15 protein-coding genes are annotated in these 14,707 nt (G+C 69.0%); 10 read left to right on the forward strand and 5 right to left on the reverse strand.

Annotated features, from left to right (window positions below; genetic code table 11):
- The first annotated feature begins 122 nt into the window (after positions 1-122).
- Positions 123-410 carry a hypothetical protein gene (locus OCW50_RS06670; RefSeq protein WP_262271253.1) on the forward strand — a complete coding sequence of 96 codons (288 nt, stop codon included), beginning with the start codon at positions 123-125 and terminating at the stop codon, positions 408-410.
- Between the two features lie 25 nt (positions 411-435).
- Here the strand turns inward: OCW50_RS06670 and OCW50_RS06675 are convergent, their stop codons facing one another.
- From OCW50_RS06675 to hemB, 5 genes are all read right to left on the reverse strand, one after another.
- On the reverse strand, positions 436-1,182 hold the full coding sequence (locus tag OCW50_RS06675) for an arginyltransferase (protein ID WP_262296892.1): 747 nt from the start codon (positions 1,180-1,182) through the stop codon (positions 436-438).
- 287 nt (positions 1,183-1,469) lie between these two features.
- Entirely contained in the window at positions 1,470-1,952 is a 483-nt protein-coding gene (locus OCW50_RS06680) for an RDD family protein (protein ID WP_262271255.1), read from the reverse strand.
- Positions 1,953-1,962: 10 nt separating this feature from the next.
- Positions 1,963-3,225 carry a threonine ammonia-lyase gene (locus OCW50_RS06685; RefSeq protein ID WP_262296893.1) on the reverse strand — a complete coding sequence of 421 codons (1,263 nt, stop codon included), beginning with the start codon at positions 3,223-3,225 and terminating at the stop codon, positions 1,963-1,965.
- Positions 3,226-3,234: 9 nt separating this feature from the next.
- Positions 3,235-4,767, reverse strand: coding sequence for a branched-chain amino acid ABC transporter permease (locus OCW50_RS06690; RefSeq protein ID WP_262296894.1), 1,533 nt, complete (start codon positions 4,765-4,767; stop codon positions 3,235-3,237).
- Positions 4,768-4,805: 38 nt separating this feature from the next.
- Positions 4,806-5,849 carry a porphobilinogen synthase gene (gene hemB, locus OCW50_RS06695; protein WP_262271258.1) on the reverse strand — a complete coding sequence of 348 codons (1,044 nt, stop codon included), beginning with the start codon at positions 5,847-5,849 and terminating at the stop codon, positions 4,806-4,808.
- A gap of 334 nt (positions 5,850-6,183) precedes the next feature.
- Between hemB and OCW50_RS06700 the strand changes: the two genes are divergently transcribed.
- The 9 genes from OCW50_RS06700 to nusB all read left to right on the forward strand — a co-directional run bounded on the left by OCW50_RS06700 (position 6,184) and on the right by nusB (position 14,697).
- Entirely contained in the window at positions 6,184-7,236 is a 1,053-nt protein-coding gene (locus tag OCW50_RS06700) for an enoyl-CoA hydratase/isomerase family protein (RefSeq protein WP_262296895.1), read from the forward strand.
- Positions 7,236-7,697 (forward strand): DUF6163 family protein, encoded by a 462-nt coding sequence (locus tag OCW50_RS06705; protein WP_262271260.1) that lies wholly within the window; start codon positions 7,236-7,238, stop codon positions 7,695-7,697. The genes OCW50_RS06700 and OCW50_RS06705 overlap by 1 nt, the downstream gene beginning before the upstream one ends.
- A 256-nt stretch (positions 7,698-7,953) precedes the next feature.
- A complete protein-coding gene (locus OCW50_RS06710) occupies positions 7,954-9,225 on the forward strand; it encodes a L,D-transpeptidase family protein (RefSeq protein WP_262296896.1) in 1,272 nt (423 codons plus the stop codon).
- A gap of 380 nt (positions 9,226-9,605) precedes the next feature.
- Positions 9,606-10,910: a serine hydroxymethyltransferase gene (gene glyA / locus OCW50_RS06715; RefSeq protein WP_262296897.1), complete on the forward strand. Its 1,305-nt coding sequence runs from the start codon at positions 9,606-9,608 to the stop codon at positions 10,908-10,910.
- A 319-nt stretch (positions 10,911-11,229) separates the two neighbouring features.
- Positions 11,230-11,739 (forward strand): transcriptional regulator NrdR, encoded by a 510-nt coding sequence (gene nrdR, locus OCW50_RS06720; protein ID WP_262271263.1) that lies wholly within the window; start codon positions 11,230-11,232, stop codon positions 11,737-11,739.
- Positions 11,736-12,884, forward strand: coding sequence for a bifunctional diaminohydroxyphosphoribosylaminopyrimidine deaminase/5-amino-6-(5-phosphoribosylamino)uracil reductase RibD (gene ribD / locus OCW50_RS06725; RefSeq protein WP_262296898.1), 1,149 nt, complete (start codon positions 11,736-11,738; stop codon positions 12,882-12,884). The genes nrdR and ribD overlap by 4 nt, the downstream gene beginning before the upstream one ends.
- A complete protein-coding gene (locus OCW50_RS06730; protein WP_262271265.1) occupies positions 12,884-13,519 on the forward strand; it encodes a riboflavin synthase in 636 nt (211 codons plus the stop codon). The genes ribD and OCW50_RS06730 overlap by 1 nt, the downstream gene beginning before the upstream one ends.
- A gap of 204 nt (positions 13,520-13,723) precedes the next feature.
- On the forward strand, positions 13,724-14,212 hold the full coding sequence (gene ribH / locus OCW50_RS06735; RefSeq protein ID WP_262271266.1) for a 6,7-dimethyl-8-ribityllumazine synthase: 489 nt from the start codon (positions 13,724-13,726) through the stop codon (positions 14,210-14,212).
- Positions 14,213-14,214: 2 nt separating this feature from the next.
- Positions 14,215-14,697: a transcription antitermination factor NusB gene (gene nusB, locus OCW50_RS06740; RefSeq protein ID WP_262271267.1), complete on the forward strand. Its 483-nt coding sequence runs from the start codon at positions 14,215-14,217 to the stop codon at positions 14,695-14,697.
- Positions 14,698-14,707 lie beyond the last annotated feature (10 nt).

The following is a 14,707-nucleotide window of genomic DNA, read 5'->3' on the forward strand; positions in this document are numbered from 1 at the left end:
GCGCGGTGTTGTTCCGGATTCATCGGCATCGCCCCCTCCGTCCGGAGGGCTCCGGCAACCGCATCTTCCTTTAAGGCAGGATATCGCTCCGACGAACCGACGCCTTTCCGGAAGGAGACCCCATGATCATTCGATTGCTGTTGACGGCCGGCCTCGCGGGCGGCTTCCTGGCCGAAGCCTCTTCGGCGATGGCTCAATCCATGCCGTCCGGCCCGGCCATGAACGCTGCCGGCCGGGCCCCGCAGGCGGGCACACCGCCGGCGAGCCTCGAACCGGGTGACGGCCGGGTTGTCGGCACCGGGCGGGCGAAGGGAGGCGCCATGCCGTCGCGCCCGGTTTCCCCGCAGCCCTTCAGCGACAGGCCGGCGAGGCGCAAGCATCCCGTCAACATATCCCGCGACAATGGCTGAACCACCGACGGGCCGATCCCGGGCGTCAGTCCACCCGCACCCAGCCGTGCGCCATGAGCCGCTCCTGGGGCTTGAAGCGGGCCTTGTAGCCCATCTTCTTCGAGCCCTCGACCCAGTAGCCGAGATAGAGATAGGGCAGGCCCATCGCCTTCGCGCGACGGATGTGGTCGAGGATCATGAAGGTGCCGAGGCTGCGGTCCTGCATCACGGGCTCGTAGAACGAGTAGACCATGGAGAGGCCGTCGCTCATCTCGTCGGTGAGGCTCACCGCGATGAGATCGCCCGCGCCGCGGCCCGTGAGGCCGCTGTCGATTCCCCGTCGGCGGTACTCGACCACCTTCGTGTCCACGTGGCTGTCCTCGACCATCATGGAATAGTCGAGCACCGTCATGTCGGCCATGCCGCCATCGGCGTGGCGCGTGTCTACGTAGCGGCGGAAGAGTGAATACTGCTCCGAGGACGGGCGGTTGGGCAGGGGCGTGCCGATCAGGTCGGCATTCTCCTTCAGGACGCGGCGCAGGTTGCCGGAGGGCTCGAAATCGTCGACCACCACGCGCACCGACACGCAGGCCCGGCACGCGTCGCAGGCGGGCCGGTAGGCGATCGTCTGTGACCGCCGGAAGCCGCCTTGAGTGAGGATCTCATTCAGCTCCCGGCCGCGTCGTCCCACGATGTGCGTGAAGACCTTGCGCTCCTCCTTGCCCGGCAGGTAGGGGCATGCGGACGGGGAGGTGAGATAGAATTGCGGTGCGTCGCGGGGCTGGCTCGTCAATCGGGAAAGCCTTGTGGAGAAACCTTGAGCGCTTCGTCAACGCCCAAGGATAACATTGGTGTCCGGGACGTCCAGGAAAAGAGGGGGAATGTCACAGGCGTTTGATGGGGCGCGGTTCCCGCGTGCCGCCGCGCGCTCGGCGGGACCGGCATCCTCCACGTCGCATCCTCCACGTCAAGGCCGGCCTCGTGCCGGCCATCCCGATCCGCTGAGGTGCGGCGTCTCGGACCATCGAGATCACCGGCGCGAGGCCGGTGACGACGAGGGTCGGTGATCGGAGAGACCGTCTAAGCCCTCACCACCCACATGCCCGTGAGCAGGTCGCGGATGAAGCGGCGGTCGTCGCGCACGAAGCCGACGAGCACGTCGCAGGCCCAGAGCAGGAAGGTCGAGATCGCCACGTAGAAGAACAGCGCGTGCACGGCGGCGGCGAGCGGCGAGGCGCCCCGGCCGGTGCGCGGGTCGATCACGCGCAGCCCCATGTAGCGCATGCCGACCGTCGCCTGCGCGGCGCCCCCGATGGTGACCGCGTTGTACACGATGAAGATCAGCGCCGTGAGCGGAAGGGCGAAGAACAGCCCCCAGCCGAGGCCGAGCGTGATGATCCCGAGGAAGAAGATCCCGATTGAGATCAGCACCACCCAGAGGGCGATGACGACGAGGTCGATCAGGTAGGCCCAGAAGCGCCGGGAGATCACGCCTTCCGTCAGACGGGTGTCGAGCTCGTAGGACGGATAGTTCAGCGTCGGCGGGTAAGGTCGGTTGACCATCGGTCTCTCCTCAATAGGCGGCCTCGGGCAGGCTGCGGGACTCGATCCGCTGCGGGGCGAGTCCCTCCGCCGCCAGCGCCTCGAACACCTCCAATGTATGTTGTCGGTCCCGCGTTTCGATAGTGATGTCGATGGAAACGCCCTTGGCCGGCACGTCCAGGAACAGGCGGCCGTGGGACACCTCCAGGATGTTGGCCCCGAGGCTCCCCAGAAGGCTCGCCACGCGGCCGAGGAGGCCCGGCCTGTCGTTGGACGTGATGCGGAACGAGGTGATCCGGTCGTCCCGCTCCAGTTCGCGCACCATCACCGAGGCGAGGATGCGCGCGTCGATGTTGCCGCCGCAGAGCACGAGGCCGACCCGCTTGCCCTTGAAGCGCTCCGGCTGCGCCATCATGGCCGCGAGGCCGGCCGCGCCGGCACCCTCGGCCATGGTCCGCTGCAAGGTCGCATAGGCGTTGACGGCGCGCTCGATCAGCGGCTCCTCGACCGGGATGATGGTGGACACGAGGTCGCGCACGATGGGCAGGGGAAGCTGGCCCACGGTCTTGACCGCAATGCCTTCCGCCAGCGTGGCGCCCCCGATGGGGCGGTGCTCGCCCAGAATCGCATTGCGGAAGGACGGGTAGAGGGCCGCCTCCACGCCGACGATCTCGATGTCGGGCCGGATCGCCTTGGCGGCCACCGTGATCCCCGAGATCAGCCCGCCGCCCCCGATCGGCACCACGATCTGGTCGAGATCCGGCGCGTCGGCGAGCATCTCGAGCGCGATGGTGCCCTGGCCGGCCATGACCTTCGGATCGTCGTAGGGGTGGACGAAGACGAGCCCCTCCTGGTCGGCGATCTCGCGGGCGCGGGCGGCGGATTCGTAGAGCGTCTCGCCCTCCAGGATCACCCGCGCCCCGTAGGAGCGGGTGTTCTCCGCCTTCACCAGGGGCGTGCCCTCCGGCATCACGATGGTGGCCGGAATGCCGAGGCGGCGCGCGTGGTAGGCGACCGCCTGGGCATGGTTGCCCGCCGACATGGCGATGATGCCGCGGCGGCGCTCGTCCGGATCGAGGCTTTCCAGCTTGGTTGCGGCGCCGCGCTCCTTGAAGGAGCCCGTGGGCTGCATGTTCTCGTGCTTCACGAAGACGGTCGCCCCGGTGAGCTGCGACAGGCGCGGCGCGGGAACGAGGGGCGTGCGCAGGACCTGGCCCCGGATCGTCTCCGCCGCGCGCTCCACGTCCCGGATGGTGATGGCGTAGTCGGCCACGTTGTCCTCCGAAAATCTCATTATACGCCCTTAGACGGGTCTCGGTGTCGGATCTCTGAATCCCAGCAGGCCGCCGGGCCGAAAAACCAGGAACACGACCAGGGCCACGTAGAGGGCCATGTCGCGCGCCTCGATGGGGAGATACGCCGACCAGAGGGTCTCGAACAAGCCCACGGCGAATCCGCCGAGCATCGCGCCCGGGATCGACCCGATGCCGCCGATGATCGCCGCGATCAGGGCCTTGAGGCCGTACTGGAAGCCGCCGGCGAAGCCCAGGCCGCCATATTGCGCCACGATCAGCGTGCCGGAGAGTCCGGCCATGGCGCCGGCGAGCGCCAGGGTCTGGACCAGGAGCCGGGGACCGTCGACGCCCATGAGCGCCGCCGCCTTCGCGTCGTCCGCATAGGCCCGCCAGGCCCGTCCGAACCGGGTCGCCTGGACGAGCCAGAGGAGGGCGACCGCCGCCACGAGGCCGATGCCCGCCGTGATGACGGTGATCGGCGTCAGGCTGACGATGAACGCGCCGGCCCGCACGAGGGGCCAGGCCTCCGACCAGATCGGCGGCAGCCAGACCGTCACCGGGCTCTGCACCAGGCGCAGGTATTCCATCAGGAAGAGCGAGAACCCGACCGTGGCGATCAGGCTCGGCTGCGGGCTCGCGCTGACGATCCGGCCGATGGTGAAATAGCCGCCGACCGCGCCGTGGATGGCGCCGGCGAAGAGAGCGGCCGCGAGCCCCGCCGCGAGGCCGAGCACCGGCGAGCTCCCGCCGTACCCGAGCACCACCGAGGCGCCGGCGATCGTCGCCGCGGAGCCGACCGCCGCCAGCTCCCCGAAGGCCAGGTTGATCCGCCCGCTCAGGCCGAACACGAGGGCGAACGCGACCGACAGCAGGGCATAGATCGCCGTTCGCGGCAGGCTCACCACGATCTGCTGAAGCCAGTAGGCGGCACCCTCGGGGATCTCGGCCACGTCGGCGCCCAGCGGGCTGCCCGGATCGCCCGCCGAGCCCTCGGGCGTGTCGATGTAATAGCGCTTGAGCAGATACAGGCTGGCGCCGGACAGGGGACCCTCTTCGGTGGCGAGGCCCTCCAGCTCCGCCTTCCTGGCCGACAGCCCCTCGGCCACGAACTGGCAGATCGCGAAGCGCTGGAGGATCGGCCGGTCCGGGAACTGCGCCAGGTACTCGACCCGCAGGCTGCGCGGCGCGGGACCGGCCTGGATCCGTTCCACGGTGATCGCCGCGCCGGGATTGAGCGCCGGCAGGGCCGACCGGCAGACCCGCGCCTGCTCGGCGTCGGTGGAGAGACCGCAGGCGGAAAGAAGGCAGAGGCTGAGCAGGAGGGAGGCGAGACGGGCCAGATCCAGGAAGTGTCGGACGAGCGGGGCGGGCCCCGGCCGACCTTGCCGGACCTTCATCGTCACCGGGCTTGCGCCGACGATGCGGAACGCTGCGCTCTTCGCATCGGGATCACCGGCACAAGGCCGGTGATGACGTGGGAGGGATCGTTGCGAGGGTCCTTCGATCACGATCGCGCCCTGAGCCAGTCTCCGAAACGCCATGAGCCCGACACGGAACGACCCCCGGATGCGACGGGCGATCAGCCCTGGTTCTTCAGCTTTTCGGCGACCCTCGGGGCGAAGTAGGTGAGGACGCCGTCCGCGCCCGCCCGCTTGAAGGCCAGGAGGCTTTCCATCATCGCCCGTTCCCCGTCGATCCAGCCGTTCCCGGCCGCGGCCTGGATCATGGCATACTCGCCGGAGACCTGGTAGGCGAAGGTCGGAACGGCGAAATTGTCCTTCACCCGGCGCACGATGTCGAGATAGGGCATACCGGGCTTGACCATGATCATGTCGGCCCCCTCCTCGAGATCCAGCGCCACCTCGCGCAGGGCCTCGTCGGAATTGGCCGGGTCCATCTGGTAGGTGCGCTTGTCTCCCACGAGGCACGCAGTGGTCCCGATGGCGTCCCGGAACGGGCCATAGAAGGCGGACGCGTATTTCGCCGCATAGGCCATGATCTGCACGTCCTGGAACCCGGCCTGGTCGAGGCCCCGGCGGATGGCGGCCACGCGCCCGTCCATCATGTCCGACGGGGCGATGACGTCGGCCCCGGCCTCCGCCTGGAGCACGGCCTGGCGCACCAGAAGGGCGACGGTCTCGTCGTTGAGGATGCGCTCGCCGTCCATGACGCCGTCATGGCCGTGGCTGGTATAGGGATCGAGCGCCACGTCGCAGATGATGCCGATGCCCGGCACCGCCTTCTTGATCTCGCGCGCCGCGCGGCAGACCAGGTTGCGGCCGTTGAGGGATTCCGACCCGGTCGGATCGCGCAGAGCCGGGTCCGTGTAGGGAAAGAGCGCAATGGCCGGGATGTTGAGGGCGGCGGCCCGCTCGGCCTCGCGCACGGCCTCGCCGATGGTGAGGCGCTCCACGCCCGGCATGGATGCGACGGGCGTGCGCCCGCTCGCGCCCTCGACGACGAAGATCGGCCAGATCAGGTCGTTCGTCGTCAGCACGTTCTCCTGCACCAGGCGCCGGGACCACTCGGCCTTGCGGTTGCGTCGCAGGCGGTGGGACAGGTTCAGGGAAGAAGAGGGGGCTTCGTCCGCGGAACGGCGGGGGAACGGCGACAGTTTCGACATCATCCTCATCCAGCGCCGGCTTCGATGCGCCGGCCGATGGGCAAGACGGTTAGCACATTTAAATCGCTCTAAAAAAGGGTTCGAGGTCGCAGATCGGGCCGATCCATGGGAAATCGGCCTCAACCCAGCCATGCATTCGAGGCTGCGCGGGTCTGTCATGCCATCTCGATCAGGAAGGCCCCGGCGCCGGAAGGAATCAGGATCACCGGCGCGAGGCCGGCCATGACGGGGCGGGGGCAATCCGTCATGCTGGTGCCGTTCCGGCATAGGCATGATTGCATTGACGTCCGGCGCGTGCCTTGTTTTAAGCCGCCACCAACCGAAGGAGTGTTCCATGGACGAGAGCGTCGACGTGCTCTGCGAGAGGCAGGGCGAGGCAGGCCTCATCACGCTCAATCGTCCCAAGGCGCTCAACGCCCTGACGCTCGGCATGGTGCGCGAGATGCGCCGGGCGCTCGATTCCTGGGCGCAGGACCCGGCGGTCACGCGGGTGGTCGTCCAGGGCGCGGGCGAGAAGGCCTTCTGCGCCGGCGGCGACATCCGGCAGTTGACCGAGGACCTCAAGGCCGGCCGGCGCGAGGACGCGCTCGCCTTCTGGCGCGAGGAGTACCAGCTCAACATCGCCATCAAGCGCTACCCGAAGCCCTATGTGTCCCTCATCGACGGGATCTGCATGGGCGGCGGCGTCGGCGTGTCCCTGCACGGCACCCATCGGGTGGCCGGCAACCGTTACCTCTTCGCCATGCCGGAGGTGGGCATCGGGTTCTTCCCCGACGTTGGCGCCACCTACGCGCTGCCGCGCCTGCCGGGCCGGACCGGCATGTACCTCGCCCTCACGGGCGATCGCGTGAAGCGCGAGGACGCCCTGATGCTGGGCCTGGCGACCCATGCGGTGCCGAGCGGCGACATCCCGGGCCTTCGCGACGCGCTGATCGCCGGCGACCGGGTCGAGGCGGCCCTGTCGCGGGTCGCGACCGACCCCGGCCCGGGCCCCCTGGAGGATGAGCGGGAGACGATCGATTCCTGCTTCTCCGGCGCCAGCGTCGCCGAGATCCTGGCCCGCCTGGACCGGGCGGCCGCCGGCGGCTCCGCCTTCGCGGCCCAAGCCGCGTCCGGCATGCGGACGAAGTCGCCCACGAGCCTGAACCTGGCCTTCGAGCAGGTGCGCCGGGGCGCCGCGGTGGACTTCGAGGAGGCGATGCGGACCGAGTTCCGGATCGTATCCCGCATCGGCGACGGCCACGACTTCTTCGAAGGCGTGCGGGCGGTGCTGATCGACAAGGACAACCGGCCCGGCTGGCAGCCATCCAGCCTGGACCAGGTGGACGAAGCCATGATCGAGCGGCATTTCGCCAGCCTCGGCGAGCGGGACCTGGAGGTCGCCTGATGCCCCGCACCGGAACCCAGCCCCCCTCGACCCCGGCCACCCGGGAGTACCTGTCCGACCGCATCGAGGAGCGGCCGGTCTCCAGCTCCATCATGCGCTGGAGCTTCGTCCTGACCTGGTTCATGCGGGTTCTGGCGATCCTGTGGATCATGAAGGGCCTGAGCGCCTGGGCGGTGATCCTCGGCGTCTGGACCCCGGTCGGGCAGTTCGAGGCCCGGTCGACCGGCTACCAGGCCACGGTCATCTATTTCGCGCTCATCGACATCGTGGCGGCGGTCGGCCTGTGGATGGCCAGCACCTGGGGCGGGATCATGTGGCTCCTCGCCGTGATGAGCCACCTGATTCTCGCCGCCTTCTTCCCGGGAATCGTCTCGGGCGGGATCGTCACCGTGGCGTTCTTCCTGACCCTGATGGCGGTCTATCTGGCGATCTCTTGGCTGGCCGCGCGGGAGAACCACTGACCGGGGGCGGCCAAGCTCCTCACGCAGAAGTGTATCCCCAAGAGCACAGTTCAAAGTTACATAAGTCCCGAAGGCGGTTGCGGAGCGCCAGGAGCCCGGGGCGGGCCGGTTTGCCATAAAACGGCCCCGATGTTCCTCGTTTTCGATACCGTTCCTTAATCCTATCCCGGCACTTATCGCTGGGAAGGGGGCTGTCGTGGGCGTTTGCCCGCCGCTCCCGCCGTCGGAAACATCTAACCGGGAAGAGCCTGCGCTCATGTTCTCTCGCCGTACCCTCCTGACCGGATCGCTTGCCCTGATCTTCACGCCGGCTACCGGAGCCCTGGCCCAGCAATTCGCCCAGAGCCAGGCCGAGTGGTCGCAGAACTACGAGGCCGTGTCGCGCACCCGCGTGCAGCGCACCTCGACCCCGATGATGTCAGCCGAGGCGCTCGCCGCCACCGAGCAGATGATCGAGTACTACCGCAACATCGCGGCCCGCGGCGGCTGGCAGCCCGTCCAGGGCGTCCAGGGTCTGCGCGTCGGCTCCAAGAGCCCGGCCGTGGTGGCCCTGCGCCAGCGCCTCATCGTCACCGGCGACCTGGACCAGGCGGCCGGCGAATCGCCGATCTTCGATTCCTACGTCGAGGCGGCTGTCCGCCGCTTCCAGGCCCGCCACGGCATCAGCTCCACGGGCACCGTCACGGCCCCGACGGTCGCCGCCATGAACGTGCCGGCCGAGGTGCGCATCCGCCAGCTCGAGATCAACGTGGCCCGCATGCGGACCCTCGTGGGCGCCGGACTGCCCAACCGCTACGCAGTGGCCAACATTCCGGCCGCCCTGGTGGAGACCGTGGAGGGCGGCGTCGTCCACACCCGCCACGCCGCCGGCGTCGGCAAGATCGACCGCCAGTCGCCGCTCCTGAATTCCAAGGTGGTCGAGGTCAACTTCAACCCGTTCTGGACGGCTCCCGCCTCGGTGGTGAAGAAGGACCTCATCCCGAAGATGCAGAAGGAGCCGAACTACCTGACGGAGAACCGGATCCGCATCTTCAACTCGGCCGGCCAGGAGGTTCAGTCGAGCCAGATCAACTGGTTCTCCGACGAGGCGACCCGCTACCGCTTCCGCCAGGACCCGGGCGGCGACCTGAACTCCATGGGCTTCGTGCGCATCAACATCCCGAACCCGCACGGCGTCTACATGCACGACACGCCCTCGAAGGGCATCTTCGGGGACGATTTCCGCTTCGTGTCCTCGGGCTGCATCCGCATCCAGAACGTGCGCGACTACATCGAGTGGCTGCTGAAGGACACCCCCGGCTGGAGCCGCGAGCAGATCGACGCCACCTTCAAGTCCGGCGAGCGCATCGACGCGCGCCTGGCCCAGCCGGTGCCGATCCACTGGATCTACATGACCGCCTGGGCGACCCCGGACGGCCTCGTGCAGTTCCGCGACGACATCTACAACAAGGACGGCCTCGGCAGCGCCATCCCGGTCGCGAGCCGCACCCCGACCGAGCCGGACGAAGAGATGTTCCTGCAGAACTGAGGACCGGGCGACCGCCCCCGGCCCAGCGTCACGACGACCCCATCGCCGGCCTTCGGGCCGGCGATCGCGTTTGGGGCGGGGTTGTGACCCTCCACGTCATCACCGGCCTTGTGCCGGTGATCCCGCTTCCCTAGAGCGCCACGCTTCACCTTGTCGGGATGGCCGGGGCAGGCCCGGCCATGACGTGAGGGTGGCAGGAAAGGGCGGAGGGTGCCATGACGGGGGAAGGTGTCGTCACCGGCGCCCCGTTGCAGTTCCGGCGCCCGGGGGGCATGTGTCCCGGGCGGGTTGGCGCGGTCAAGGCAGCCATGGTAAAGGCCTGGGCCATATCGGATCGAGCGGCCCGCCCCAGCCGGGCTCCCAGGAAGACGAGGTGACCCATGAGCGCGAGTGAAGCGGCACGCAACCATCTGTCCAACAGCTTTTTCTCGGCGAGCCTCGCCGACAGCGATCCCGAGATCGCCCGCGCCATCGGGCTGGAGCTCGGCCGCCAGCGCGACGAGATCGAGCTGATCGCCTCCGAGAACATCGTGTCCCGCGCCGTCCTCGAGGCGCAAGGGTCGGTGATGACCAACAAATACGCCGAGGGCTATCCGGGCCGGCGCTATTACGGCGGCTGCCAGTACGTCGACATGGCCGAGGAGCTCGCCATCGAGCGCGCCAAGCGCCTGTTCGACTGCCGCTTCGCCAACGTGCAGGCCAATTCCGGCTCCCAGGCCAACCAGGCTGTGTTCATGGCCCTGATGAAGCCCGGCGACACCTTCATGGGCCTCGACCTCGCCTGCGGCGGCCACCTGACCCACGGCTCGCCGGTCAACATGTCCGGCAAGTGGTTCAACGTGGTGAGCTACAAGGTGCGCGAGAGCGACCAGATCATCGACATGGACGAGGTGGCGGAACTCGCCCGCACCCATCGGCCCAAGGTGATCGTGGCCGGCGGCTCGGCCTATTCCCGGTTCTGGGACTTCGCCCGCTTCCGCGAGATCGCCGACGAGGTCGGGGCCTTCTTCATGGTCGACATCGCGCATTTCGCCGGCCTCGTGGCGGGCGGCGCGCATCCGTCCCCGTTCCCGCACGCCCATGTGGTCACCACCACGACCCACAAGACCCTGCGCGGCCCGCGCGGCGGCATGATCCTGACCAACGACGAGGACATCGCCAAGAAGGTCAATTCGGCGATCTTCCCCGGCCTGCAGGGCGGCCCGCTCATGCACGTGATCGCGGCGAAAGCCGTGGCTTTCGGGGAGGCCCTGCGCCCCGAGTTCAAGCTCTATGCCCGCTCGGTGGTCGACAACGCCAAGGTGCTGGCCGACACGATGCTGGCCGGCGGCTACGCCATCGTGGCGGGCGGCACGGACAACCACCTGATGCTGGTCGACCTGCGGCCGAAGACGCTCACGGGCAAGGCCGCGGAGGCGGCCTTGGGCCGCGCCCACATCACCTGCAACAAGAACGGCGTGCCCTTCGACCCCGAGAAGCCCATGGTCACCTCGGGCATCCGCCTGGGGACGCCCGCCGCCACCTCGCGCGGCTTCGGCGTGGCCGAGTTCAGGAAGGTCGGAGAGCTGATCGTCGAGACCCTGGACGGGCTCGCCGCCCATGGGGACGCGGCCAACGGGTCGGTCGAGGAATCGGTCAAGCACCGCGTCCACGAGCTGACCCGCCGCTTCCCGATCTACGCCTGACCGGACCATCGGAGTGCGGCCGGACGTGTCCCTTCCACGTCATCACCGGCCTCGTGCCGGCGATGTCGGTTGCCGGACGCGTTGCGCCTTTCCATATCGGGATGGCCGGGACGAGCCCGGCCATGACGTGGGGGGATCATCACCCGCTCACACCACCCTCCACGTCATCACCGGGCTTGTCCCGGTGATCCCGATCGGAAGAGCGCCACGCCTCACCGTGTCGGGATGGCCGGGACGGGGTTGTCCACGATAGGCTCGAATCCGGTCCGCGTCGGCGCGGTCCGGACCCATCTTGAACTTGTTTTCGGATAGAAGGCTGATGCGCTGCCCCTATTGCGGGAGCCTGGACACCCAGGTGAAGGATTCCCGCCCCACGGACGATTCCTCGTCCATCCGCCGTCGCCGCATCTGCCCGGATTGCGGCGGCCGCTTCACGACCTTCGAGCGCGTGCAGCTGCGCGAGCTCACGGTGCTGAAGCGCTCCGGCCGGCGGGTGCCGTTCGACCGGGACAAGCTCCAGCAATCGGTCGAGGTGGCACTGCGCAAGCGGCCGGTCGATCCGGAGCGGGTCGAGCGGATGATCAACGGCATCGTGCGCCAGCTCGAGAGCACCAGCGACGGGGAGGTGCCGAGCGAGACGGTGGGCGAACTCGTCATGGAGGGACTGAAGGGGCTCGACGACGTGGCCTATGTGCGCTTCGCCTCCGTGTACAAGAATTTCCGGGAGGCCAAGGACTTCGAGGAGATCCTCGGCAAGCTGGCGGAAGGCGAGGGAGAGGACGACCTGCCGCCTCCGCCCAAGAAGAAGCGTGCGCCGAGCGAGCCATGACCCGGGCCGGGGCCGAGCGGCCGTCCCCTGACAGGATTCTGCGCGACGAGCGCTTCATGCGCCTGGCGATCGCCCTGGGCGGGCGCCATCTCGGGCTGACCTGGCCGAACCCGTCGGTGGGCGCCGTGCTGGTCGACGAGAGCGGCGATCGTCCCGTCATCCTGGCCCAGGGCGTCACCCAGGCCGGTGGCCGGCCCCATGCGGAGCGCGTCGCCCTCGAGGCGGCCGGCGAGCGGGCCCGCGGGGCGACGCTCTACGTGACCCTGGAGCCCTGCGCGGCCCGCAGCAGCCACAGTCATGGCCCGTCGTGCAGCGACCTCATCGTGGCGGCGGGAATCGGCCGCCTGGTGGCGAGCGTCCCGGATCCGAGCCCCTTCGCGGCCGGCCAGGGCCCGGAACGCTTCGGCCGCGCCGGGATCCCCATGTCCGTCGGCTGCCTGGCTGCCGAGGGCGCGCGGCTCCATGGCGGCCACGTCACCCGGGTGACCAGGGGGCGGCCGGCCGTCACGGTCAAGCTCGCCCGAAGCACGGAGGGCTTTGCCGGCTCGCGTCGCGGCCCGCGCCTGATGCTCACCGGGGAGGCGGCCAACGGCCGGGTGCACCTGATGCGCGCCCATGCGGATGCCATCATGGTCGGGGTCGGGACGGCTCTGGCGGACGATCCGCTGCTCAATGTCCGCCTGCCGGGCCTGGAGGCCCGCTCGGCGGTGCGCATCGTGGTCGATTCCCGCCTGCGCACGCCTGCGACCGCCCGCCTGGTGCAAGGCGCCCGCGAGATCCCGACCTGGATCGTCACCACGGTCGATGCGCCCACCGAGGCCGAGCGGGCGCTGACGGCGCGCGGGGTCGAGGTCCTGCGCGTCCCGGCCGACGGGAACGGCCGCGTCCATCTGTCCGAGGCCCTGCACCTCCTCGGCACCCGCGGCCTCACGAGCGTCTTGTGCGAGGGCGGACCGGACCTGGCAGATGCGCTCGCCCGGGCCGATCTCATCGACGCGCTGGTCCTGGTCACCGGCCGCTCGGCCCGGGGGCAGGGCGACGTGCCGGCCCTCGGCCCGGCCCTGCAGGACCGGATGGAATTCTTGAACCCCTGGGCCGAAGAGCAGCTCGGACCCGACCTTTTCATGTTCTGGGAGAGACCCTGATGTTCACGGGTATCGTCACCGATGTCGGTGAGATCGCAACCGCCGAGGGCTCGCAAGGAACCCTGAAGCGCCTGCGGATCCATGCGTCCTACGACCCCGCCACCATCGCGCTCGGCGCCTCCATCGCGTGCGGCGGGCCATGCCTGACCGTCGTGGCCGTCGGCCCGCGCGAGGGCGGCTGCTGGTTCGACGTGGATGCCGCCGCCGAGACCCTGGAGCGCACCACCGTGGGCGCCTGGGAAGCCGGCACCCGGGTCAACCTGGAGCGCTCCTTGAAGATCGGCGACGAACTCGGCGGCCACATCGTGACCGGGCACGTGGACGGCGTCGCCACCATCGTGGCCAAGGAGGCGATCACGGCCGGCGACGATCCGTGGGGTCCGACGGCCCGGTTCACCATCAAGGCACCCCCTGGGCTCGCGCCGTTCATCGCCGAGAAGGGGTCCGTCTGCCTCGACGGCACGTCGCTCACCGTGAATTCCGTGAGCGACGACCTGTTTTCCGTGCTCATCATTCCGCACACCCTGGCGGTCACCACCTGGGGCGACCGGCAGGTCGGCGACCGGCTCAATCTCGAGGTCGACCTCATGGCCCGCTACGCGGCGCGGCTTGCGGATGCGCGCCGGGCGGAGTAGGGACGTCCGACTATCCCTCTCGAGTGAAGGACGCCGGGCGCCAGCCCTTCCCACGTCAGGGCCGGGCTCGTCCCGGCCATCCCGATCGTGTGAAGCGCAACGCCTCCCCTCATCGGGATCACCGGCACGAGGCCGGTGATGACGTGAGGGCCGAATTTCCAGCCTTCATCAGGCTGTCCACGAAAGATCTTTGCAGAGTCCGCCATGGTCGCGCCATCCGACAAGCCCAAAAGCCCCCGTCCGCCGGTTCCCGGCGCCCGCATCCTGGTCGTGGAGGCCCGCTTCTACGACGACATCGCCGACGAGCTCCTGCGCGGGGCGCAGGGGGCCGTCGAGGCCGCTCAGGCCACCATGGACGTCCTGACGCTCGACGGCGCGCTCGAGATCCCGGCCACCATCGCAATCGCCCTCGACGCGGCCGAGAAGGCCGGCCGGCCCTACGATGCCGTCGTGGCGCTGGGCTGCGTGATCCGTGGCGAGACCGGGCATTACGACATCGTGGCGGGCGAGAGCGCCCGCGCCCTGATGGATCTCTCCGTCGCACGCCGCATTCCCCTGGCCAACGGCATCCTGACCGTGGAGAATGATCAGCAGGCCTGGACCCGCGCGAGCGTGAATGAATTGAATAAGGGCGGTGGAGCGGTGGATGCGGCTCTGGCCGTCCTGCGCATCAAGAAGACATTGGAGGCCTGATCATGACGAAGCCAGCAGAGCGCTCGGCCGCTCGCCTCGCTGCCGTCCAGGCCCTCTACCAGATGGACCTGTCGGGCAAGTCCGTGCTCGACGCCTTCGCCGAGTTCGAAACGTTCTGGATCGGCCGCGAGGTCGAGGGCATCGCGTTCCAGCCCTCGGACAATGCCTTCTTCCGCGACATCGTGTCGGGCGTGGTCAAAAACCAGCGCGAGATCGACGTGAAGATCGACAACGCTCTGGCGACTGACTGGCCGCTGAAGCGGGTCGAGGCGGTGTTGCGCGCCATCCTGCGCGGGGGCGGCTACGAGCTGATGTTCCGCAAGGACGTTCCGGCCCGCGTGGTCATCACCGAATACGTGGACGTGACCCACGGCTTCTACGGCGAGGACGAGCCGGGCCTGGTGAACGCCGTGCTCGACAAGGTCGCCCGCGATGTCCGCCCGGGCGAGCTCGAGAAGAAGGCGGCCGGGCAGGGCAAGCGCTAGCACGATGCGG

Origin of the sequence: Microvirga sesbaniae (assembly GCF_025460805.1) — a bacterium.
GTDB lineage: Bacteria > Pseudomonadota > Alphaproteobacteria > Rhizobiales > Beijerinckiaceae > Microvirga > Microvirga sesbaniae.